Consider the following 21732-nt stretch of genomic DNA (forward strand, 5'->3'; position numbering starts at 1 on the left):
GGTAAGTGCAAGCCGGGTTTCAGGGTCGTTTAACTTCCTCCGTCCCGGTTTCCCCCTTTAACTTCCTCCGTCCCGGTTTCCCGACGCGGTCTGGATCATGTCGGGCGTGATCTTCGCCGCATCCCGGCTCGTCGGAGGCGCCGCGAATGCGGTGATGGAAAAGAGGCAGGCAAGCGAAACAAGCGCCGAGCCCAGAGCGGCAGTCTTCTTGTGCTGGGTGTCCTACGGTGGGGATGCGGTCGCAACTATGGGAACGTCGGCAGGGATTTTGCAATCCGCCGGTGGCGGCACCGGCCGCGCCCATGGCCAATACCGCGCCGCTCGGTTTCAGGAAATTGCGTGTGCTCCGATCGTTGTTCACCGGAGCCGCCATGGGTGACGGCGAGGGACCGAAGGGGTGCAGAAAACCGGGCGACATGCGCGATAGTATGGAGTGTCGGCGACAGCACTCGGAGTGGGCAATGCGGCGTTGGAACGGCTGGGGCGAAGAGACGACCGTCATGGCCTTGCCGGCCGCCGGCGAGGCGTTTCTCGCCGCGCGGGTGGGCCCCGGCCAACGGCTGGCCGATGCCAGCTTGGCGCAGGTGCTGGGCACGGTGCCGGTTTCGCGACTGCCGGCGCATCCGTTGGTCAGCGTGGCTGCCGAGGAGCGCGTGCGGCATGCCCGCGGGCAGAGCCTGCCGGACTGGTTGGCGATGCGCTCCGGCGAGTTCGGCATATTTCCCGACGGCGTCGCCTGTCCGGAAACCGCCGCGCAGGTCCGCGAGCTGCTGGACTGGGCCAGGACGCACGACGTGGTCGTGATTCCCTACGGCGGCGGCACCTCGGTGGTTGGCCACATCAACCCGCCAGCGTCCGCGCGGCCGGTGCTGACGGTGTCGCTGGAACGCCTGAACCAGCTGTTCGAGATCGACGAGGACAGCCTGCTCGCCACCTTCGGCCCGGGCGCCAACGGGCCGCAAGTGGAAAGCCAGTTGCGCGCACACGGCTACACGCTGGGCCATTTTCCCCAATCGTGGGAGCTGTCCACGCTGGGTGGCTGGGTGGCCAGCCGTTCCAGTGGCCAGCAGTCGCTGCGCTATGGCCGCATCGAGCAGCTGTTTGCCGGCGGCACGCTGGAAACCTTCGCCGGCCCGTTGGTGATTCCGGCCTTCCCGGCGTCCGCCGCCGGGCCGGATCTGCGCGAGCTGGTACTGGGCTCGGAAGGTCGCTTCGGCATCCTCTCCGAGGTCAAGGTGCGGATCACCCGGCTGGCCGCGCAGGAGCATTTCTACGCGGTATTCCTGCCCGACTGGAACCAGGCGATGCAGGCGGTCCGCCAGCTGGTGCAGGCGCGCGTGCCGCTGTCCATGTTGCGCCTGTCCGGCGCGGTCGAGACACAGACCCAGCTGGTGCTGGCCGGCCAGCCGCGGCCGATGGCCTGGCTGGAAAAGTATCTGGCGCTGCGCGGTGCCGGTGACGGCAAGTGCATGCTCACCTTCGGCGTCACCGGCAACCGCGTGCAGAACGCAGCCTCGCTGCGGCAGGCCAGAAAGCTGCTGAAGGGTTTCGGCGGCGTGTTCACCGGCCGGGTGCTGGGCCGCAAGTGGGCGGAGCACCGCTTTGGGTTCCCGTATCTGCGGCACAGCCTGTGGAGCGCCGGTTACGTGGTGGACACGCTGGAAACCGCCACCGACTGGAGCAACGTCGACAACCTGCTGCAGCAGGTCGAAGCGAGTCTGCGCGAGGGCCTGGCCGCCGAAGGCGAACGGGTGCACGTGTTCACCCATTTGTCGCACGCCTACGGCGAGGGTTCGAGTCTGTACACCACCTACGTGTTCCGCCCAGGTGCCAGTTATGCCGAAGCGCTGGCGCGCTGGCAGCGCCTCAAGCACGCGGCCAGCCTGACCATCGTTGGCCAGCGCGGCACCATCAGCCATCAGCACGGGGTGGGGCGCGACCACGCCGCATACCTGCCGGTGGAGAAGGGGGCGCTGGGCATGGCCACGCTGCGGGCGTTGTCCGCACATTTCGATCCGCAGCAGCAGCTGGTGCCCGGCGTGCTGATCGAGCAGTCGTGAGCAACACCGCCTGGAACGCTGCCTGGCGTGAACATGCGCTGCCCGGGCTGGCGGCGCAGGAGTGGGATCTGCTGGTGGTCGGTGGCGGCATCTGCGGCGCCGGCATCCTGCGCGAGGCGGCGCGGCGCGGCTGGCGCTGCCTGCTGCTGGAGCAACGCGATTTCGCCTGGGGCACGTCCAGCCGCTCGTCGAAGATGGTGCACGGCGGCCTGCGCTACATCGCCAAGGGCCAGTTCGGGCTGACCCGTGCTTCGGTGCATGAACGCCAGCGCCTGCTGCACGAGGCCCCCGGGCTGGTCGATCCATTGAGCTTCGTGCTGCCGCATTACCGCGGCGACTTCCCTGGGCCGAAAGTTTTCGGCGGCCTGCTGACGGTGTACGACGCGCTGGCCGGCCAGCGCCGCCATCGCTATTACCCGCCGCCGCCGCTGCGCTATCTGGCACCGGGTCTGAAACAGCAAGGTCTGCTCGGCGGCACGCGCTTCCTTGACGCGGTGACCGATGATGCACGCTTGGTATTGCGCGTGCTCGGCGAGGCGCGCGCCGACGGTGGCGAGGCGCTGAACGGCATGCGGGTGGTAGAGCTGTTGCGCGTGGACGGCCGGGTCGTCGGCGTGCTCGCTGAGGATGTCGAAAGTGGCCGGCGCTACCGCTTCCACAGCTTGGCGGTGGCCCAGGCGACCGGGGCGTGGGCGGATCAGTTGCGCCATCCGAGCCACCCCGGGCATATCCGCCCGCTGCGCGGCAGCCATCTGCTGCTGCCGGCGTGGCGGCTGCCGGTGGCGCACGCCATCAGCTTCATGCACGCCGCCGACCGGCGGCCGGTGTTCGTGTTTCCGTGGGAAGGTGCCACCGTGGTGGGCACCACCGATCTCGATCATCACGACCCGCTGGACAGGGAGGCGCGCATCAGTACCGAGGAGCTGGATTACCTGCTCGCCGCGATCGCGCAGATGTTCCCCGGCGCGCGGGTCCGCGCCGGCGACGTGCTGTCCACCTGGGCCGGCGTGCGGCCGGTGGTCAGCGCCGGCGCGCCAGCCCGCAAACCCTCCGACGAAAACCGCGAGCACGCACTGTGGATCGAACCGGGCTGCGTGACGCTGGCCGGCGGCAAGCTGACCACCTTCCGCCCGCTCGCGTTGGAAGTGCTGCGCGCTTGTGCCGGATTCGTCGGCCGCGCGCTGGGTGACCCGCCGGCGGCGGTGTTCGGCCCGTGCCAGCCGCTACCGTTGCCGATGCTCAGCCCGGCCCGGCAGCGACGCCTGCGCGGGCGTCACGGGCGAGCGTTGCCAGGATTGCTGGCGCTGCTGGCGAGCGTCGGCAGCGAACGGGTCGGCGCGACCGAAACGCTGTGGGCGGAGTTGGCGTGGGCGGCGGACAACGAACTGGTGCTGCACCTCGACGACCTGCTGCTGCGGCGAACCCGGCTGGGCCTGCTGCTGGCCGGCGGTGCGCTGGCCGAGCTGCCGCGTATCCGCGCGTTGTGCCAGCCGCGGCTGGGCTGGAGCGACCAGCGCTGGGAGCGTGAGCAGCAGGATTATCTGGCACTCTGGCGGCGTTGCTACAGCCTGCCCGAGCCCGTGGCAGTGCGGCAACCAGCGGAGGGCGCGGAGCCATGAGCGAGCAAGGCTACCTGCTGGCGATCGACAATGGCACCCAGAGCGTGCGCGCGTTGCTGTTCGATCTGGACGGTCATTTGATCAGCAAGGGCAAGGTCGAGCTGCAGGCGTACTACTCCACCCAGCCGGGCTGGGCCGAACAGGATCCGGAGTATTACTGGGCCAGCGTGGGCGAGGCCTGTCGACGCTTGTGGGCGCAGTTGGATATCGACCGCAGCCTGATCAGGGGCGTGTCGCTGACCACCCAGCGCGGCACCGTGATCAACGTCGACGAACACGGCCGGCCGCTGCGCCCGGCGATCCTGTGGCTGGATCAGCGCCGCGCCGAGGTGCGTGGCCGGATCAAGGGGCCGTGGGGCTGGCTGTTCAAGCTGGCCGGCGCGCAGGCGACGGTGGATTATTTCCGCGCTCAGGCCGAGGTCAACTGGGTTGCCCAGCAGCAGCCGGAAATCTGGGCGAAGACCCACAAGGTGCTGTTGCTGTCGGGCTTTCTCAGTCAGCGCCTGTGCGGGCAGTATGTCGATTCGGTGGCCTGTTGCGTGGCCTACCTGCCGTTCGATTACAAGCGCCTGCGCTGGGCGGCGCCGCGCGACTGGAAATGGCAGGCGATGCCGGTGCGTCGTGCGCAGTTGCCGAAGCTCTACAAGCCGGGCGAGCAGCTTGGCCGCATCAGTGCCGAAGCCAGCCGCCACACCGGCATTCCGGAAGGCCTGCCGCTGATTGCTGCCGGCGCCGACAAGGCCTGCGAGGTGCTTGGCGCTGGCGGCGTCGAGCCGGACACGGCCTGCCTGTCCTATGCCACCACCGCCACCATCAACACCACCCGGCGCAGCTACCTGGAAACGGTGCCGATGATTCCACCGTATCCGGCCGCGGTGCCCGATCACTTCAATACCGAGGTGATGATTTACCGCGGCTTCTGGATGGTCAGCTGGTTCAAGCAGGAGTTCGGCCTGCGCGAGATGCAGCGCGCGCAGGCGTTGGGCGTCGAGCCGGAGGCGTTGTTCGACGAGCTGGTCAACGCGGTACCGCCCGGTTCGATGGGGTTGATGCTGCAGCCGTACTGGTCGCCCGGGATCCGCGATCCGGGGCTGGAGGCCAAGGGCGCGATCATCGGCTTCGGCGATGTGCACACCCGCGCGCATGTCTACCGGGCGATTCTGGAAGGCCTCGCCTACGCGTTGCGCCAGGGCAAGGAGAAGATCGAGCGGCGCTCGGGCACCCGGATCACCCGGCTGCGTGTTTCCGGTGGCGGCTCGCAAAGCGAGGCGGCGATGCAGCTCACCGCCGACGTCTTCGGCCTGCCGGCCGAACGCCCGCAGGTCTACGAAACCTCCGGCCTGGGCGCGGCGATCTGCTGTGCGGTGGGGCTCGGCCTGCATCCGGATTTCCCGACCGCGATCAGGGCGATGACCCGGGTCGGCCAGGTGTTCCAGCCCGACCCGCAGGCGCAACGCATCTACCAGCAGCTGTATGCCGAGGTGTATCTGCGCATGTACCGCCAGCTGCGGCCGCTGTACCGGAAGATCCGCCAGATCACCGGCTATCCGGCCTGAATCGACGAGGCGCGCGCCATGCAGTTTTCGCTGATCGACATCCTGCTGGTGACCAGCATCATCCAGGCGCTGGCACTGGCCGCGTTCCTGCTGCTGCCCGAAAACATCCGCACGACCAGCAATCGGCTGCTGGTGGTCACGCTGATCAGTTTTGCCGGCGGTCTGACGGAAATCCTGTTTTACGGCACCGGGCTCACGCTGCGCCATCCAGGGCTGGCCTATCTCGGCACGCTGCTCGGGTTGCTGCAGGCGGGCGCGCTGTATCTGTATGCCAGGGCGCTGATGTTCCGCGATTTCCGTCTGCGCAAGGAGCATCTGGTGCATACGCTGCTGTTCTGGGTGGTCGCAGGAGTGTTGATCGTCGAGTACTACCAGCAGCCGAGCGCGATCAAGCTGCAAATCCTGCAGCGGCGCGATTATCCGGGTGTGCTGACCTCGCCGCTGCTGGCGGTGGCCATCCACGCCGTGGTGCTTGGCTACCTGTACGCAACCATCCGTGCCATTTCGCGTTTCGGCGCGGGCCTGCGGCGGGTTTTTTCCGACCTCGAGAACAAGCAGCTGTCGTGGCTGCGCTCGCTGCTGCTGGGTTATTTCGCGGTATGGCTGGTGAGCTTGCTGTACTGCCTTTCCGCACACATCTTCAAGCGTCCCGGCGAGGCGGATTGGGTGGTGGGCTTTGCCGGTGTGACCGGGTTCGTGTTCGTCAATTACCTGCTGCTCAATGCATTGCGCCAACCGGTGATCTTCCGCGGACTGGATGCCGAGGAAGCGGCGCTGCTGGAGGACGTGGCGGCAGCCGCATCGCCGCCGCCTGCGACGGCGGCCAACGACGATCAGGCGCTCAGGCAGCGACTGCAGCAGTACATGCGCGAACAGCGCCCCCATCTGGGCTCCAACCTGACCGTGGCGCAGCTCGCCCGCGCGCTGGCCGTGGCGCCGCGCGAGCTGTCGCGCCTGCTGAACCAGGGCTTCGACCAGAATTTTTTCGAGTTCATCAGTGGCTACCGAGTGGAAGAGGCGAAGGCCCGGCTGGCGGATCGCACCTGCACGGACACGATCCTGCAGGTGATGTACGACGCGGGCTTCAATTCGAAATCCGTCTTCAACACGGCGTTCCGCAAATCGACCGGCATGACCCCCAGCCAGTACCGCGCTGCCCACGTTCAGTTGCCGCCGGTGGCGCCGCTCGACTGACGGGCCGAACCACCCGGTGGCGCGATCCCGGCGAACGGCGGTGTCCGGCAGGCACGACGAAACCTGCGGGTAGTCCGGTCCGCCATGGCAAGGCAGCGGCGGCATTCGGATCGACTTTCGGTTGTGCTCAAGGTCGAACCAGCAACTCTTTGTTTATCAGGCAAATAACGCCTTGACCTTGGGGGCGTTCGAGTGCGTGCGTGCGAACGACGCCGCCACTGGCGGACCCCATCATGGTTCCCAGCGAAGGGATCGGGCCGCGAACTGTCGGTACCGGCTCGGCGCTTCGTCCCGAACCATTCAACAGGAGCACTCCATGAACTTTTCCATCTTGCGCCAACGCGTGATCGCGGTCGGCGTCGCCGCCGCACTCGGCCTCGGCATGGTCGGAACCGCCTCCGCCCACTGCGATGCGGCAGACGGCCCGGTCATCACCCAGGCTACCGTCGCCCTCAATACCGGCGACATCACCCCGCTGTTGAAGTGGGTGCCGGAAAGCGAGGAGGCGACCGTCAAGCGCGCCTATGCGCAGGCCCGCAAGCTGCGTCAGCTGGGCCCGGAAGCCCGCCAGCTGGCCGACATGCACTTCTTCGAAACGCTGGTTCGAGTCCATCGCGCTTCGGAGGGCGTGGCCTTCGACGGCGTCATCAAGCCCGCCGGAGGGATCGAGCCAAGCGTGGCCGCCGCCGATGCCGCCCTGAAGGGCGGCAACGTCGACGCACTCGTCACCGAAATCACCGGCAAGATCGAGCACGGCATCCGTGCGCGCTACGCGGCGGCACGGGCGGCACGGGCCAGCGCCGATACCAGTGTCGCGAACGGCCGGGCCTACGTGAACGACTACGTGCAGTACATCCACTACGTCGAGAATGTGGATCGGGTGGGGGCAGGCACCGCCCATGGCGCGGGGGAGCACAGCGTGGCCGTGGGGCAAGACGCGCACTGAGTACGGCTGGCGGTACCTCGGATTGGCCGGTCCGGTTGGCGTCCTCCCGACGCCAGCCGGACCGGCGGGTTCTACCAGGTTGCGAGACCGTGTCGGCGCGCCATGCGTCGATAGTAGATCGGGTTGCCGATCGCCATGAGAGCCGCGCTGATCGGGGCCGTCCACAAGAACATCGAAAGGGTGGGCGGATGTCCCGTGATGGGGCGGAGCAGCGCCATGAGTCCGAAGACAACCCACAGGACGAGAACCAGCAACACGCCCGAAACGGCCGATATCGCGATCATCGCCGGTAATTTCAGAAACGGTGGAGGCGGCAGGAATATGCCGACGGAGCACAAGCCGGTCCGGATCGGCGGTGCGAAGTTGCTCCGAGCAATTCCGCCGCCCTCCATATGCCGCAAGTACGCCTCGATACGTTGCCTGGGCTGCATGTCGTGGATTCCGAACAGGGGCGCTCTCTCGATCGCGGTGGCTGGCTTGCGCGCAACCTGACCCGTCTGCAGGATATCGGCAGGCCTCGCTGTCGGACAGGCGGTTAGCGCCAGCCCTTGCCGGAACAAGGCAGGCAGAGTGCACTTTCTCGGCAGCGTCGCCTCTGCCCCGGTTTTACGGGCGGCTCAGTCGCCGATGCGCCGCCAGACCGACATCGGCACGTTGCCGTCCGGACGCGGCGGTACCCGGTAGCTGAGCGTGTCGCCGCGCAACTCGAAGGCGCGGCTTTGCTGCTGTCCCTCCCAATTGGGGAAGGAGGCGCCTTCGATATGGAACACCAGCTGGTGCCGGCCCGGATCGACCGCAAGCATGCCGTAGTGGGTGCTTGCGCCCATCACGGCTGCCCGATATTCCTGCGCGCTGGCCTTGGCCTTGTCCGGGTTGGCGAAGCGCGGGCGGTCGGCACGGAAAATCTGCAGCGAGTAGTGACCCGCGCGGTCGATCAGCAGCAGCCCCTTCGGCGCATCGCCGTAGTCGTGCGAGCGCGTGCCGTCCGGATGCAGCACGTCGGCCGCCACCAGCGTCCAGGTGCCGGCCAGCGAGACATCGCCGCGGGTGTCGGCCGCCCCGATGCCTGAGGCCCAGGCCAGGCCGGGCAGCAGACAGGCGAGGGCGGCAAGGCGGGAGAAGGTACGGTACAGGCTCATGGGGCTTTCCTCTTTCGAATCGGGTGGCGCACGCGTGGGTGAGGCGCCGATCGTAGGACTTGCCGAAACGCGGGAAAACCGAATAATTCGAGGGTAATACTTTCGAATTGCTTACCGATGCCGCTCCCCAATCTCGACATGGATGCTTTGCGCAGCCTGGTGGCGATCCTGCACCTGGGCGGACTGGCGCGTGCCGCGGAGCGGGTCGGGCGCTCGCCCTCGGCGATCAGCCAGCAGATGCGCAAGCTGGAGTTGCAGCTGGGCCAGCCGCTGTTCCGCAGGCAGGGCCGCCGCGTGGTGCTGACCGAGGCGGGCGACCGCGTTCTCGCCTACGCGCGGCGCATCCTGGAACTCAATGACGAAGCGGTCCACGCGGTGCGCGGTGCGGCGATCGACGGCACGGTGCGCTTCGGCCTGCCGGGCGATTTCGCCGAGTCCTGGTTGCCGATGGCGTTGGGGCAGTTCCGGAAGGCCTACCCGGCGGTGCGGGTGGATGTGCTGGTCGAACGCAACGGGCTGCTGCTCGAACGGCTCGACCGCGGCGAGCTCGACCTGGTGCTTGCGATGAACCAGGGCGGGCGCGCGGACGCCGAGCGTCTGGCCACGCTGCCGATGATCTGGATCGGACCGGCAGGAACGGGCGAGGTCGTACGGCCGGATACGGTGCTGGATCTGGCGCTCTACCAGCCGCCGTGTTTCTTCCGTCAGGCGGGTACGGCGGCGCTGGATCGGGCCGGCATCGCCTGGCGGCCGGCTTTCGTCACCGCCAGCCTGCACAGCCTGTGGGCCGGCGTGGCCGCGGGCCTGGGCATCACCGTGCGCACGGGTGCCGACCTGCCGCCCACGCTGATGCGCCTGGATGAACGTCACGGCCTGCCGTCGCTGCCGGGCGTGGAGCTGTGCCTGCATGTCGCCCCCGGCTCGCCGTCGGCGGCGCTGAGCCACCTGCGGCAAGCGGTGATGGAGCAGGCACGGACGCATCTGCGCAACAAGGGGACGATGCTCGGCAGCTCGTCCTCGCCGGGACCTTCACGCCGCCAGGCCCGCTAGGCTGCCGCGCGCATCCGGGATCGTGGTCTTGCGCAAGGAAGGCGGGGCGAGGCGCGCTCAGCTTGTCTTTCCGCAAGCCGGGACGCACGTGCACGCTTGACCGGCGGTACCGCTCGGGCAGCGCCACCATGGCCGCGCACGGGACTGAGCTCGAGGTAAGGGTGGGCGATCATCAGGCAACGGTCGGTGTCGACCAGGCAGGACTTGAACCGCCCCCGCCAGGGTATGCCGGCACGTCGATGGCGGTTTGCGGTCCGGCGGCGCCGGCAGCCGGTGCCCGTGGTTGCCCACGAAAACGTAGGCATGCGCGTCCGGGAGCTGCTCGGCCATGGCTTCGCGCAGCAGGTCGTGGACGTGGTTGCGGTCGAGGTCGTCGACGAAGATCGCGCAACGATTGACGCCACGCCGGGCGACATGAAGGGGCGCCCCGGGAAGCTGGAGGCGCGCACGACATGGCATGCCGCAGGCTTGCTGTCGATGGCTCACCCGCGCCGTCGGGAGGCCGGAGCGATGGCGCCAGGCCGCGCCGGAAGGCCTGGTTGCCGGATTCTCTCCGCCCCTTTGGGACGCCCCGTTTCCCTTTGCAGCAGCGCTCAGTACCGCGCCGCCGTCAGCGGCGCATCAGCCCACTGCCACGCGGCCACCTGCCGCGCTGACGTTTCGCGCGCGGCATCCGCCTGACCGAGTTCCTGCTGCGCCTGCGCCAGGCCGAACAGCGACCAGCCGTTGAGCGGGTAGGTCTTCAGATCCTGCTCGAAGGCTTCCGCCGCGCCCTTGGCGTCGCCCGCTTCGAGCAGCGCGGCACCCAGGTAGGGGCGGACCGGCAGCGGCCAGTCGGCCGGTTCGTTGTAGGCCAGGGCATCTTCGGCGGCCGCCGCTTCGCGCAGCACAGTGATGGCCTGCGCGTGCTTGCCCCGCGCACGCAGCAGTTCGCCGCGCAGCAGGGCATCGGCGACGCGCAGCACGCCGTCGGCGTGGTTGATGTCGAAGAAGCTCACCTTGGCCATAGCCGGGTCGATGGCGATCGCGTGCAGCGCAGCGGCCTCGCGCGCGGCCTCGGCCAGGGCGCCCTTGCGCGCCTGGGCCATGCCGCGGGCGAAGTGGTGGATCGCGGCCGGGTACGGCAGTGCCGGCGGCGCGGCGGTATCGGCGAGGATCGCGTCCCAATCGCCGAAGCGGACCCGGGTGAGCAGCGGCGTGACCACGAACTGCTGCATGAACTCCATCGGCGCCGCGCCCATCGCGGCACGGTCGGCGCGCCGGGCGGTCTGCTCGGCCGCCTGCAGCGCAAGCGTGCGCGAGCCGGTCAGGCCGGTGGTCATGGTGGCGAAGTGCCAGTTGTGCGGCACGTAGCCCAGCGGGTAGACGCCGTTGCTGCCGCGGCACATCGCCAGGAAAGCCGTGTCCGCGGTGGTGGCGGCGAGGTTGGTCAGGGTGGCGTCGTGGTAGCGGCCGACGCGGATGTAGGTGTGCGCGGGCATGTGCACCAGATGGCCTGAGCCGGGCGCCAGCGCCGCCAGCGCATCCGCCCAGGGTTCGGCGCGCCGTGGTTCGGGCGAGGACTCGGTGGCGTGGATGTAGTAGTGCATCGCGCCAATGTGGCGCGGGTTGCGCGCCAGCACGCGTTCCAGTTCGCCGAGCAGGCGCGGGGTGAACTCGGCCGGGCTGCCGTCCTTTTCCCAGTACGCCCAGGGCGAGAGGTCCATCAGCGCTTCCGCATACAGCGTCGCTGCGTCGTCGTCTTCGGGGAACTGCTCGACCACGCGCGCCATCGCGTCGGCATAGGCACGGTCCAGCGGTGCGCGATCCGCCGGCGCCGGGTCGGCATAGCGCAACTGCAGCGCCTGGATCAGCGCGCGGTCGACCGGGCGTGCGGTGGCGGCCAGGCGCGCGGCGCGCGCGGCGAGGGCAGTGGCGTCTTTCGCGTGCGCCGGGTCCATCGGCAGGTTGATGTTCGGCCCCAGCACCAGGGCCTGGCCCCACACGCACATCGCGCATTGCGGGTCCAGCCGCGCCGCCTCGGCAAAGGCGCGCCCGGCCGCCTCGTGGTTGAAGCCGTAGGCCATGCGCAGGCCCTGGTCGACATAGCGCTGCGCGGCGGGCACGCGGGTGGCCACGTCGTGGTGCAGGTCGCCGAAGGTATCGAACAGCGGCGGGGTGGCTTCGGCGGCGGATGCTGCGTCGCGGGTCGCCTTCGGCGCCGGATCGCAGCCCACCAGCAGGACCGCCAGCAGCGGCAGGAGCAAGGGTCGACGGATCATCGTGGTTCTCCCATGGTCGGTTCGGGCACAGGGGGACGCGGCGGATAGCCTAGCCCGAGTCGGCGGGAAAAGGGCGCGCGATTTCCGCTTTCCGCGCACGGGCCGGTTCGCCGCGATCCGGTCCGGAACCGGGCGGCAACACCTTCCACGTCCACATTGTCCGTGGCAGTTTTTGGCCATCCAGCCGGCTGTTGCGGCTCCACTCCGGAAGGCTCACCATGGGCGACGTGCGAGAATGCTTCGCCGTGTTCGATCGCGCGCCATGTGCGATGAAGTGGCGAGGGGAGACACAACGTTTCGGGGCAGGCACGAACGCCATCGCGCTCCTGGGTTTCCCCGGGGAAATGGCGGCGCGATGTGCCATCGGGCTCAGCCGTGCTCCCGGCACCGTGATCGACACGGTGGCCAATCCGGGCCGAGCCGTCCGCTGTGGAAAGAGCTAATCGGGGGCGTCATGACCACGAACCACGCGCAAGCGCTCTATGTGCCTGCCAGGCCGTTTGCCCTGGCGATCGACCGCTGGATCTGGGTTTTCATGGCGGCTTTCTTCATCGCCATTACGCTGGCCGGCTTCATTCCGGACTCGCTCGGCAAACTTGCCATGGTGCGGGCCGGGGCAAGGCCGCCGTTCCCGCCGATCCTGCACGTGCACGCGGTCCTGATGGGCGCCTTCCTGCTGTTGCTGCTCACCCAGGCCTGGCTGATGGCGACCGGCCGGCGCGATCGACACATGCTGCTGGGGCGCGCGGCCTTCGTGCTCGTTCCGGCCATCGTCGTGGTCGGCTTCATCCTCGTCCCGACGATCTACCAGCAGGTCTGGAACGGCGCCCAGGCAGCACCGCCGCCGGTGCGGGAACAGTTGCGGCAGACGCTTCATTTCCTCGACAACATCGCGTTGCTGCAGACGCGCATCGGCATCTTCTTTCCGCTCTGCATCGTGCTGGCGCTGCGGGCACGGCACGCCGATCCCGGCTTTCACAAGCGGATGATGTTCCTGGCCGTCGCCACGCCGCTGCAGGCGGCGATGGACCGGATCGCCTGGCTGCCGACCACCGCCCCGGTCAGCCCGCTCTCGACCGATCTCTACACGCTGCTGGCGGTATCACCGCTGTTCGTGTGGGACGTGGCCCGGCATCGGACGGTGCACCGGGCCTACCTGGTATGGCTCGGCCTGTACCTGCCTTTCGCCGTCGCCGTCCACCTGCTGTGGGACACGCCGGGATGGCACGCGCTCGTGCCGCGGATCCTGGGGCCGTGAAGGGTGTGGCGACGGGGCGGCACCGGCGGCGCTCTCCGCCGGGTGACTGCTGCCACGCTGCGCCGTGACGGTGGCCGAAGCCGTCGGCCTGAAGGCCCGCGAACTGGGCGTAGGTCGGAGTGGCCACCTCCCGGTGTTACCCCTCGTTGTCAGCCATATTGCGACAGGCCGGCTTCCAGTTCGAAATACCGCCCCACGATAAAGGGGTGCTCGTCCTGCATATACAGTCTCGACTTGGACTCCCGCAGCTTTCGCACGCAGTCGACGAGCCGCTGCAGATCGTTGGTTTCGAAGGTCAACAGCCACTCGTAATCGCCGAGCCCGAAGCCATAAACGCCATTGGTGAGGATGTCGGGCGTGAATTCGTGGCCGATATCGCCATGATCCCCTATGAGTGCTTTGCGCTCCCATTTCGGCAACAGATAATATTCCGGCTTGCGAATGAAGGGGTAAAAGCACAGGTATTCCCTCGGCCGCATGCCGATCGCGAAGGATGTCGGGTGTTCGGAGAATTCGAACGGCTTGGTGACTCCGGTAAAGGCGTGGGGCGTGGTTATATACCGGCCAAAGGACGAGCGCCTGATCTCCAGCTGCAGATCCTGGATGTCGTTGAAATGATCGGCGAACATCCAGAAGAGGATGTCCGTATGGGCCTGGAAGCCCTGGACCGCGTAGGTTCCACGCAATCCCACCCGGTCTTCGTATTTCCGGAAGATGTCGACCACTTCCTTGATGGCGGCGATCCTGTCGCCCTTCTCCGATTCGTGCCATGCCGACGTGTACTTTATCGCCAGCTGTGCGGTGTACTGAGTTCGCATGTTGGTTGCTTTCCGTGACTATGTTGGGAGTGTCAAAGCGACTGCCTGATCGCCGCAATCTGCTTGCCGTGAAGCTCGTCGTGGATCCAGATGGTGTCGAGCAGGTTCTTCAGGCTGACCCTGCCGAAGGCGGGATGCTCCAGTGACCGCTCGGCCAGGACGCATTCGTGCGTTTCGTTGAATACCGACTGCAGGTCCCTGAAGCGCGATTCCTCCAGCAAGCGGATCAGCTGCGCCTTGGTGAATCGCTCGGCGGTTGCCTGCTCCTCGTCGCAGCCTTGCTGCAGGCCGGCCGCCAGAAACGACGCGTCCTTTTCCTCGACCTTCCCGCTGCGGGACTGCAGTGCATCGAGCACCATGGCCGCGGTTTCCCGCTCGCTCGCGTAAAGGTGGTGAACGATCTGGCCGATCGAGGGCCCGCCGGTATGCGGCTTCGCATTCAACTGCTCTTCCGTCAGGCCTTCGAGGCTGTCCAGGAGCTTCTCGCGAGTCGTGCCAAGGTTTTCAATCAACATGTGATGCCTCTCGTGAGTTCAACAGGTTTCTTTGCGCCAGATGGTCGACCAGGTCGTGCGCGACCTGCTCCCCCTGTCGAATGCAGTCCGGCAGGCCCACGCCTCCGTAGGTGGCGCCGGCCAGGAAGACGCCAGGGAACTGCGTGGCGATGGTCTTGCGGGTGTCCCCGAGGCGCTCGAGATGGCCTACCGAGTACTGCGGCATCGCGTGCTTCCAGCGGGTCACCTGGTAAAAGGCCGGTGTTTCGCGAAGCGCCATGAGGTGCCGCAAATCGGCCATGACGGTGTCGACGATGGTGGCGTCGGACTCGTCGACAAGTTGCGCATCATGCGGGCCACCGATGTAGCAGCGCAGTAACGCCGCGCCGTTCGGGGCCACGTGAGGCCATTTGAGGTGCGCCCAGGTGCACGCCGTGATCGCATGCCCCGACCCGCGTGGCACTACGAAGCCGGTGCCGTTCAGCGACATGCCTGCGGTTCCCTGCGGGAACGCCATCACGACATTGGCGACGGACGTCGGCGGAGTCAGCAGCACGGGCGAGATGGCATTTCCTGCGGCAGGAAACAGCTTCACGGCGGCAGAGCCCGGTACGGCCAGGATGATCGAGCAGGCGTCCAGCGTGCGCCCATCGTCCAACTCCACGCGATAGTGCCCGCCCTGCCTGCGGATGGCTCTTGCGGGGCTGCCTTTCATGATCGTGCACGACTTCAGGCGACTTTCGATCCGCGCGGTCAGTGACTGCAGCCCCGTCTTGAAGCTGAGGAATTGCCCCTGGGCTTTGCCGGCGGGCGCCTGCCTGACATGGGCGTATGCTCCGCTCATCGCGCGGATCAGGCTGCGGCGGTTTTTGCTCAGTTGATGGATCTGCGGGAACAGGGCCTGCAGGCTGTAGTGGTCGATGTCGCCGGCGTAGATGCCCGACAGCAGCGGCTCGATCAGGCGATCGACGATGTGATTCCCCAGATGCCTTCGGAAAAAATCGCCGACCGGCTGGTCGCCGCCGGTTTCCTTCCGCGGCCAGAACAGATCCTGGACTACCCGCATCTTGCCTAGCGGGGAGAGCAGCGGCGACCTCAGGAGCGGCCACAGCCTGACGGGAATGCCCATCATCGTGCCGGCAGGGATCGGATAGAGCCGATCGCCTCGCGCGATGAAGGCCTGCCCCGTGTGGTTGCGTACCAGCTCGTTTTCCAGGCCGATGTCCTGCACGAGCTGGTAGGCGCTCTTCTTGCTCGCCACGAAGGAGTCGGGGCCGTGTTCCATCAGGAAGCCGTCGCGGATCGTCGTCCTGATCTTCCCGCCGAGCCGAGGCTCCGACTCCAGTAACGCAAGCCTCGGCGCCGAGCCCATGTCCTCCAGTCGGCGTTGCAGATAGAAGGCCGCGGTGAGCCCGGTGATGCCGCCACCGATAATGGCGGCGTGCAGCGGCTGCCCGGTCATGCGGGCACCCCCGCCTGGTGCGCCAAAGCGTCGCTTGCCGCATCGGCCAGGCAGTCAATGAACAGGGGGGCGGTGTTTGGCATGGCGGGGCGGATATAACGCCCTCCCAGGGCCGTTACGACCGCCCGGCATTCGACGTCCAGGTCGTAGAGAACCTCGAGATGGTCGGCGACGAATCCGGTCGCACAGTAGACGAAGGTGCGGTAGCCGCCGCTGCTCCACAGATCACGGGTCAACTCGCGGATGTCCGGGCCCAGCCACGAATCGGCGGTTCTTCCTGCGCTCTGCCATCCGGTTGCGTAGTGTTTCAGGTGTGCCGCCTGGGCAATTGATCGTGCGCTTTCTTCCAGCTGGCGCGGGTAGCGGTCGGGGGGACCCAGCATCGCCGCGGGCAAGCTGTGCGCGGAGAAAATGACGACGGTCGTGCGCAGGTCATCCTCGGGGATGACCGCGAGGGCAGTCCGGATCTGCTCGGCCCAGTAACGTACGAATTTTCCTTGCCGGCACCAGTCGGACACGACCGTTATCGCAGGTCCGCCCAGCCACGCAGCTGCACCCTGTGCGCGCTCGCCGTAACCGTGGACGCTGGCGTTGGCATCGTAAGGTGCCAGCGCCAGGGCAACGGCCTGCGTGATGCCATCGTGGTGCATGGCTTCGACGGCATCTTCAATGAACGGCTCCGCGTGTTTCAGACCGATGTACAGCTTGAATCGCTGATCGGCATGGCGGGCATTCAGCCGTATCGCCAGCGCGTCTGCCTGCGCTTTCGTGATGCGGGCGAGCGGCGAGGTGCCGCCAATGGCCTGGTAGCGGTTCCTGAGCTCCTGCAATAGCGCGTCGGATGGACGCTGTCCGTGACGGATGTGGGTGTAGAAGGAATCGATGGAGTCGGGACCGTGCGGCGTGCCGTACGCCATGAGCAGCAGCCCGGTGGTTTGTTGCGACATGGCGTCGCGTTCCCTCTGTATGGGTCTTCCGACATTCATGGGTAATCCCGGAAATAATCCTTCCCGGGGTCTGTCCTGGCGGGTCGAGGTCGAGTGGTACGACCGTTGTCGCAAAAGCCCGGTCGCGTATGGGATGCACTCTTGTGGCCATGCACTCGATGCATGGCGGGATGCCGTGCAGCGTGAATGCGATGGCAGCTCGAAATCGCATCGATACTCTCCTTCCCGGAGAGTTGTCGCTTTTATACGACCCGGCCCTGTGGGCCGCACTGATACAGATCAGCCGGTGATTTTCGTGCGGTGCCCCTCGGCTTGGCGCGAGAGGCGGAAGTCGGCGCGCCGCCGCGCCGCCGCTCGCAGGGTCCGCAGCGCCTTCGGGCTCTTTTCATCATGGTCAATATGGGTATCGGCGCGTGGCGTAGCTTGAGCTCGTCCTGACGGGCGATTTCGGCCCATGCCCAAGCTTCCATCCGTTGTTCGTTCTACCTGGCCCCGCTGGATGGCGCGGCGTTGCCCGCGTTCCTGCCCGGCCAGTTCCTGACCTTCGCCGCCGTCGCCGGGGACGACCAGGCCAGCCCGCTCGTCCGCTGCTGTTCGCTGTCCGCGCCGCCCGATCCGACGCACTATCGCATCACGGTCAAGCGCACGCCGGCACCGGCTGGCCGGAGCTTCCGGCGGGAAAGGTCGCGAACCATTTCCATGACGCGGTGCACGTCGGCGACGTGCTCAAGGTGAAGGCGCCGACCGGCCGCTTCGTGCTCGATCCCGACCCCGACGTGCCGGTGGTGCTGATCGCCGGCGGCATCGGGATCACGCCCCCGCTGTGCATGCTGCGCGGGTGTCTCGCCGCGCAGCCCGGGCGTCGCGTATACCTCTACTACGGTGTGCGCAGTGCGCGGGAACAGGTGTTCGGCCAGCGGCTGGCGGCGCTGGCGCAAACCCATCCGGCCTTCCGTCTGCACGCGGTGTGCAGCAACCCCGCGCCCGCGGATCGGCGGCTTCGGCGCCGGCATGCCGGCGCGAACCGGCTGGTTCCAGAGGGGGATGGTGACTTCCCTCGGGCGCGCGTATCGTGGCCGGGCGCATATGTCCAATATGCGTACTTGCGTGGACGCCCGTCGGCACGACCGACCCCGGCGTCCCAGGGGACGCGGTCACCTACTCACGAACGGGAGACCGACATGATGAAGACTCGACTGCTCGTCGCAGTGGCGGCCGTGGCGTTTGCCACCGGCGCGCTGGCGGCGACGCCAACCACCCTCAAGCTGCACAAGGCAGGTACCACCACGCCCACGACCACGCCCGTGGGCGGGCAGGCGCTGACGAACCTGGAACTGGATCCGGCCATGACCGCGGGAGAGGCCGATTCGGGCGCCGGCGGCGAACTCGGGCCGCAGCCAGTGGTGAACCGCAGCATTGCCCGCGGTCACGCCGGCAGCAACCGGATGGGAACGGCCCGCCGCGCGAAGGCGAACCCGCAGTTGCTGGGCGGTTTCGATGGCCTCGATTTCCATGACCAGCGTTATGCCAACGGCGGCAACCAGTTCTCGGTGGAGCCGCCCGACCAGGGCCTGTGCGCCGGCAACGGCTTCGTCATGGAAAGCGTCAACGACGTGCTGGCGATCTATGACAAGGCCGGCAACGAGCTCGTCGGTCCGGTCGATCTCAACACCTTCTACGGCTACCCCGCGGCGATCAACCGCACGACCGGGGCGTACGGGCCGAGCATCACCGACCCGTCCTGTTACTACGATGCCGGCACGCAGCGCTGGTTCCAGGTCGTGCTCACGCTGGACCGCGTCGGCACCACCTCGTCGCTGGCCGGCACCAACCATCTGGACATCGCCGTCAGCCAGAGTGCCGACCCCACTGGGGCCTGGACCATCTACCGGCTGCCGGTGCAGAACAACGGCACCGACGGCACGCCGGACCACAGCTGCGCGGGCGGCTTCTGCCTGGGCGATTACCCGCACATCGGCGCCGATGCCCATGCGATCTTCCTGACCACCAACGAGTTCGCGCTGTTCGACAACGGCTTCTACGGCGCGCAGATCTACGCCATCTCCAAGCAGGCGCTGGCAACCGGTGCCGCTGCGCCGAACGTGGCGCTGTTCAACGCTGGCGACCCGAGCATCCCCGCGCCCGCATTCACGGTCTGGCCGGCCATCTCCTCCGGCGGGCAGTATGTCGACACGCGCGGCGGCACCGAGTACCTGCTGAGCTCGGACGCGGTGTTCTACGACTCGGGCGTCTCGAACACGCTGTGGCTGTGGTCGGTGTCGAACACGCAGGCCATCGACAGCGCGCCGGCGGCGCTGACGCTGAACGTGTCGCCGCTGACCGTGCAGACCTATGCCGTGCCGAGCAGCCTGGCGCGGCAGAAGCCGGGCAGTGCGCCGCTGCGCGACTGCTTTGCCCTGACCGGCTGCGCGCCGACCTATCTCGGCTACCCGAACATCGTCTATCCGGCGCCGCGCCCGATGGCGGTGAACGACTCGCGCATGCAGCAGGTGAGCTACGCCAACGGCAAGCTCTGGGGCACGCTGGATACCGACGTGCTGCTGGCCGATGGCAGCCACGGCTCGGGCATCAACTACTTCGTCATCAATCCGGCGTCCGGCGGTCTCTCCGCCAACGGTACGCTGGCCTTGCCTGACGCGAACCTGACCTACGGTGCGGCGGCCGTCACGCAAAGCGGGCGCGGCGTCATCGCGTTCACCGTGGTCGGCCCGAACGATCATCCGGGCGCCGGCTATGCCGGGCTGGACGCGAAGCTCGGCGCCGGCGAGGTGCATATCGCCGCGGCGGGTGCGGGGCCGTGGGACGGCTTCACCGGCATCCCCTACCTCGCCGGCGATCGTCCGCGCTGGGGCGATTACGGCGCGGCGGCGGCCGACGGCAACACGATCTGGACTGCCTCCGAATACATCGCCCAGACCTGCACCCTCAGCCAGTACCTGACTGCCCCGCGGTTCCAGTGCGGCGGTACGCGCGGTGCGCTGGGCAACTGGGCCACCCGCATCTCGGCGATCGGTCCGTGAGCCGGCTGCGTCCCCGCCGCGGCGTCGAAAAGCGCGTGGGCGGGGGCGGGCCACACAAGGCGTGCCGCCAGTCAGGCACGCCAGGCACCTGATCCGGCGCAGCCAGCGACGGACAACCGGGCGGGTGCGCTGGAGAGGGCAGGGTCGCTCTTTTCGACCACCTGCCGGACAGGCAGGACCGGCCGGCTCGCCCCGGGGCGAGCCGGCCTTCGCGCCGCGCTATTTGCCGAGCGCCTTCACCGCGTCCAGCGTCTCCTGCACATGCTTCTTCGGGCTCAGGTTCGAATAGACGTGCACGATCTGCCCGGACGGGGCGATCACGTAGGATGTGCGGTCCGACCAGCCGGGCCGCAGCGGCAGCAGTGCATCGTATTCCCTGGCGATCTTCGCGCCGTTGTCGGCGGCGACCGCGAACTTGCCGCCGCAATGCTCGGTTTCCTGCGAGAACGCCGCCAGTTCCGCGGTATTGCCGGCGGTGACGCCGATCACGGTGGCGTGCTGCGCCTTGAACTGGTCGATGGCCTCTGAGAACAGGTGCGCTTCCAGGTTGCAGCCCGGGGTGTGCGCGGCGGGGAAGAAATACACCACCACCGGCCCCTTCTTCAGGGCATCGGCGAGCTTGAACGTGAACGGCTGGCCGGCAAGATAGGCCGGCGCAGAAAAGTCGGGCGCCCTGGCGCCTTCCTTCAGTGCCGCCAGGGCCGGTGCGGCGAGGGTGGCGCTGCCGACGAGGGCGAGCGCGGCGAATTTCAACAAGGCGTTCATGGCGATTCCTCGGGCCAAGGGGTCAGACAGCTTATACGCCAGAAGCGCCCGGGCGGATGCCGCGGCTGCTCGCGGCGCGGGCTTCGCCTCGTTGCCTCGGTGGCACGGATCATGGCCATGGCTGCTTTCTCCGCAGCCCGTCGCCGGGCCGGAGTTCTGGTATGTTGGCTGCGGGGAACCGGTCTGCATGTCCATTCGCACTCACCCGGCGGAGGTCAGCCACATGGGCCACGACAAGTCACGATCGAGCGTTTCAGTCGGCGCGGTCGACTGGAATGATCCGCATCTGGATGCGCTGCTGCAGAAAGTCGACGGCTGGAAGGTCGACAACCGCAGCGACCAGCCGCCGCAGGAAGTGCAGATTCACGTCAGCTCCGGGTGGACGGCCAACTCCGTCGTGAGCAAGCCGGCCCAGCTGATTTCGATCGACGAGCAGACCATGGTGCTGGTGACCCGGTTTCCGCTGCCACAGGGCGACCATGTGCGCGTGGACAACCAGCAGGCGGGTGGCACGCGCAGCGTGTGGGGCTGGATTATCGAAGGACGCGAGGGCTACCGCATCGAGGACCGCGAGCACGGCCTGTTCCTGAACAAGTTGCGCATCGGCTGAAGGCAGGGCGGCACGCGCCATTCGCGCTCGCTGGCGGTACCCGGTCTGGCGCCATGGCGCGAGCGGCGCCGGCGGTCAGCACTCGTGCAGCCAGTAGATGCTCACGCCGTTGCTGCAGTCTTCCGCGCGCCTGCCGGCGCGGCCTTCGACCACCACGCCCCATACGCTGCGCATGCCGTCGCCGTAGAAGCGGTCCACGCGTACATATTCGGCGGTGGGAATCGGGAAGCTGGCTTCCAGCACCATGACCTTGTCGCGCTTCCACACCAGCACCGCCGTCCGTCCGCCGCCGGCGCTCCAGCCGATCTGCACCTGCACTTCTTCCCGCGGGAAGTTATCGCGGTTGTCCAGGTCCCAGTCCTCGATCTTGCTCAGCAGCTTCTGCAGCTGGGGATCGCTCCAGTCGACGCGATTGCCTGCGCGGGTGGGGTTGCTGCGGTCGACCATCATGCTGGCCATTCGCTGCGGTGGGCGGTGCTGGCGCGGCCGAGCTCGCCATGTGCGTCCGTGCG

The 21732-nt window shown here is 67.6% G+C and carries 19 protein-coding genes; 9 read left to right on the forward strand and 10 right to left on the reverse strand.

What is annotated here, in order from left to right:
- Nucleotides 1–461 precede the first annotated feature (461 nt).
- The 5 genes from RHOOR92_RS0111090 (at nt 462) to RHOOR92_RS0111110 (ending at nt 7375) form a co-directional block, all read left to right on the forward strand.
- Nucleotides 462–2060 (forward strand): FAD-binding oxidoreductase, encoded by a 1599-nt coding sequence (locus tag RHOOR92_RS0111090; protein ID WP_015448166.1) that lies wholly within the window; start codon nt 462–464, stop codon nt 2058–2060.
- A complete protein-coding gene (locus RHOOR92_RS0111095) occupies nt 2057–3679 on the forward strand; it encodes a glycerol-3-phosphate dehydrogenase/oxidase (RefSeq protein ID WP_027490244.1) in 1623 nt (540 codons plus the stop codon). The genes RHOOR92_RS0111090 and RHOOR92_RS0111095 overlap by 4 nt, the downstream gene beginning before the upstream one ends.
- Nucleotides 3676–5235, forward strand: a complete 1560-nt coding sequence (locus tag RHOOR92_RS0111100; protein WP_027490245.1) for an FGGY-family carbohydrate kinase — start codon at nt 3676–3678, stop codon at nt 5233–5235. Before RHOOR92_RS0111095 ends, RHOOR92_RS0111100 begins: the two co-directional genes overlap by 4 nt.
- Nucleotides 5236–5253: 18 nt before the next feature.
- Nucleotides 5254–6429: a helix-turn-helix domain-containing protein gene (locus RHOOR92_RS0111105; protein WP_027490246.1), complete on the forward strand. Its 1176-nt coding sequence runs from the start codon at nt 5254–5256 to the stop codon at nt 6427–6429.
- 316 nt (nt 6430–6745) lie between these two features.
- Nucleotides 6746–7375, forward strand: a complete 630-nt coding sequence (locus RHOOR92_RS0111110) for a DUF6448 family protein (RefSeq protein ID WP_027490247.1) — start codon at nt 6746–6748, stop codon at nt 7373–7375.
- A gap of 71 nt (nt 7376–7446) precedes the next feature.
- Here RHOOR92_RS0111110 and RHOOR92_RS0111115 read toward each other — a convergent pair whose 3' ends face one another.
- The gene (locus RHOOR92_RS0111115) at nt 7447–7806 is read right to left on the reverse strand and encodes a DUF6404 family protein (protein ID WP_231378372.1); all 360 of its coding nucleotides are present in this window, start codon (nt 7804–7806) and stop codon (nt 7447–7449) included.
- A gap of 186 nt (nt 7807–7992) precedes the next feature.
- A complete protein-coding gene (locus RHOOR92_RS0111120) occupies nt 7993–8514 on the reverse strand; it encodes a lipocalin-like domain-containing protein (RefSeq protein ID WP_027490249.1) in 522 nt (173 codons plus the stop codon).
- 117 nt (nt 8515–8631) lie between these two features.
- Here RHOOR92_RS0111120 and RHOOR92_RS18710 point away from each other — a divergent pair, with 117 nt between their 5' ends.
- Nucleotides 8632–9564, forward strand: a complete 933-nt coding sequence (locus tag RHOOR92_RS18710; protein ID WP_231378373.1) for a LysR substrate-binding domain-containing protein — start codon at nt 8632–8634, stop codon at nt 9562–9564.
- Nucleotides 9565–10157: 593 nt separating this feature from the next.
- On the opposite strand, the gene RHOOR92_RS0111130 is transcribed toward RHOOR92_RS18710, so the two are convergent.
- A complete protein-coding gene (locus tag RHOOR92_RS0111130) occupies nt 10158–11825 on the reverse strand; it encodes a tetratricopeptide repeat protein (protein WP_027490250.1) in 1668 nt (555 codons plus the stop codon).
- 454 nt (nt 11826–12279) lie between these two features.
- Here RHOOR92_RS0111130 and RHOOR92_RS0111135 point away from each other — a divergent pair, with 454 nt between their 5' ends.
- Nucleotides 12280–13083, forward strand: a complete 804-nt coding sequence (locus RHOOR92_RS0111135; RefSeq protein WP_015448157.1) for a hypothetical protein — start codon at nt 12280–12282, stop codon at nt 13081–13083.
- Nucleotides 13084–13232: 149 nt separating this feature from the next.
- Here RHOOR92_RS0111135 and RHOOR92_RS0111140 read toward each other — a convergent pair whose 3' ends face one another.
- The 5 genes from RHOOR92_RS0111140 to RHOOR92_RS19985 all read right to left on the reverse strand — a co-directional run bounded on the left by RHOOR92_RS0111140 (nt 13233) and on the right by RHOOR92_RS19985 (nt 17748).
- Nucleotides 13233–13901 (reverse strand): chlorite dismutase family protein, encoded by a 669-nt coding sequence (locus RHOOR92_RS0111140; RefSeq protein WP_027490251.1) that lies wholly within the window; start codon nt 13899–13901, stop codon nt 13233–13235.
- Between the two features lie 32 nt (nt 13902–13933).
- Entirely contained in the window at nt 13934–14416 is a 483-nt protein-coding gene (locus RHOOR92_RS0111145) for a DinB family protein (protein ID WP_027490252.1), read from the reverse strand.
- Nucleotides 14406–15857: a protoporphyrinogen oxidase gene (gene hemY / locus RHOOR92_RS0111150; protein ID WP_027490253.1), complete on the reverse strand. Its 1452-nt coding sequence runs from the start codon at nt 15855–15857 to the stop codon at nt 14406–14408. The genes RHOOR92_RS0111145 and hemY overlap by 11 nt, the downstream gene beginning before the upstream one ends.
- A complete protein-coding gene (gene hemH / locus RHOOR92_RS0111155; RefSeq protein WP_027490254.1) occupies nt 15854–16804 on the reverse strand; it encodes a ferrochelatase in 951 nt (316 codons plus the stop codon). Before hemH ends, hemY begins: the two co-directional genes overlap by 4 nt.
- Before the next feature lie 623 nt (nt 16805–17427).
- Nucleotides 17428–17748, reverse strand: coding sequence for a hypothetical protein (locus RHOOR92_RS19985; protein ID WP_037115328.1), 321 nt, complete (start codon nt 17746–17748; stop codon nt 17428–17430).
- A gap of 237 nt (nt 17749–17985) precedes the next feature.
- Between RHOOR92_RS19985 and RHOOR92_RS0111165 the strand changes: the two genes are divergently transcribed.
- Nucleotides 17986–19845 (forward strand): hypothetical protein, encoded by a 1860-nt coding sequence (locus RHOOR92_RS0111165; protein ID WP_027490256.1) that lies wholly within the window; start codon nt 17986–17988, stop codon nt 19843–19845.
- Between the two features lie 219 nt (nt 19846–20064).
- Here RHOOR92_RS0111165 and RHOOR92_RS0111170 read toward each other — a convergent pair whose 3' ends face one another.
- Entirely contained in the window at nt 20065–20610 is a 546-nt protein-coding gene (locus RHOOR92_RS0111170; protein ID WP_007511828.1) for a peroxiredoxin, read from the reverse strand.
- A gap of 187 nt (nt 20611–20797) precedes the next feature.
- Here RHOOR92_RS0111170 and RHOOR92_RS0111175 point away from each other — a divergent pair, with 187 nt between their 5' ends.
- Nucleotides 20798–21220, forward strand: a complete 423-nt coding sequence (locus RHOOR92_RS0111175; RefSeq protein WP_231378374.1) for a hypothetical protein — start codon at nt 20798–20800, stop codon at nt 21218–21220.
- A gap of 75 nt (nt 21221–21295) precedes the next feature.
- Here RHOOR92_RS0111175 and RHOOR92_RS0111180 read toward each other — a convergent pair whose 3' ends face one another.
- On the reverse strand, nt 21296–21670 hold the full coding sequence (locus tag RHOOR92_RS0111180) for a hypothetical protein (RefSeq protein ID WP_007511824.1): 375 nt from the start codon (nt 21668–21670) through the stop codon (nt 21296–21298).
- Nucleotides 21671–21732: the final 62 nt, after the last annotated feature.

Origin of the sequence: Rhodanobacter sp. OR92 (assembly GCF_000427545.1) — a bacterium.
GTDB lineage: Bacteria > Pseudomonadota > Gammaproteobacteria > Xanthomonadales > Rhodanobacteraceae > Rhodanobacter > Rhodanobacter denitrificans.

Coding starts and splice junctions, on each gene's coding strand:
- RHOOR92_RS0111090 (WP_015448166.1), top strand. CDS start 462: ATGCGGCGTTGGAACGGCTGGGGCGAAGAGACGACCGTCATGGCCTTG.
- RHOOR92_RS0111100 (WP_027490245.1), top strand. CDS start 3,676: ATGAGCGAGCAAGGCTACCTGCTGGCGATCGACAATGGCACCCAGAGC.
- RHOOR92_RS0111105 (WP_027490246.1), top strand. CDS start 5,254: ATGCAGTTTTCGCTGATCGACATCCTGCTGGTGACCAGCATCATCCAG.
- RHOOR92_RS0111110 (WP_027490247.1), top strand. CDS start 6,746: ATGAACTTTTCCATCTTGCGCCAACGCGTGATCGCGGTCGGCGTCGCC.
- RHOOR92_RS0111115 (WP_231378372.1), bottom strand. CDS start 7,806: ATGCAGCCCAGGCAACGTATCGAGGCGTACTTGCGGCATATGGAGGGC.
- RHOOR92_RS0111120 (WP_027490249.1), bottom strand. CDS start 8,514: ATGAGCCTGTACCGTACCTTCTCCCGCCTTGCCGCCCTCGCCTGTCTG.
- RHOOR92_RS18710 (WP_231378373.1), top strand. CDS start 8,632: ATGCCGCTCCCCAATCTCGACATGGATGCTTTGCGCAGCCTGGTGGCG.
- RHOOR92_RS0111130 (WP_027490250.1), bottom strand. CDS start 11,825: ATGATCCGTCGACCCTTGCTCCTGCCGCTGCTGGCGGTCCTGCTGGTG.
- RHOOR92_RS0111135 (WP_015448157.1), top strand. CDS start 12,280: ATGACCACGAACCACGCGCAAGCGCTCTATGTGCCTGCCAGGCCGTTT.
- RHOOR92_RS0111140 (WP_027490251.1), bottom strand. CDS start 13,901: ATGCGAACTCAGTACACCGCACAGCTGGCGATAAAGTACACGTCGGCA.
- RHOOR92_RS0111145 (WP_027490252.1), bottom strand. CDS start 14,416: ATGTTGATTGAAAACCTTGGCACGACTCGCGAGAAGCTCCTGGACAGC.
- hemY (WP_027490253.1), bottom strand. CDS start 15,857: ATGACCGGGCAGCCGCTGCACGCCGCCATTATCGGTGGCGGCATCACC.
- hemH (WP_027490254.1), bottom strand. CDS start 16,804: ATGTCGCAACAAACCACCGGGCTGCTGCTCATGGCGTACGGCACGCCG.
- RHOOR92_RS19985 (WP_037115328.1), bottom strand. CDS start 17,748: ATGGGTTTGCGCCAGCGCCGCCAGCCGCTGGCCGAACACCTGTTCCCG.
- RHOOR92_RS0111165 (WP_027490256.1), top strand. CDS start 17,986: ATGATGAAGACTCGACTGCTCGTCGCAGTGGCGGCCGTGGCGTTTGCC.
- RHOOR92_RS0111170 (WP_007511828.1), bottom strand. CDS start 20,610: ATGAACGCCTTGTTGAAATTCGCCGCGCTCGCCCTCGTCGGCAGCGCC.
- RHOOR92_RS0111175 (WP_231378374.1), top strand. CDS start 20,798: ATGTCCATTCGCACTCACCCGGCGGAGGTCAGCCACATGGGCCACGAC.
- RHOOR92_RS0111180 (WP_007511824.1), bottom strand. CDS start 21,670: ATGATGGTCGACCGCAGCAACCCCACCCGCGCAGGCAATCGCGTCGAC.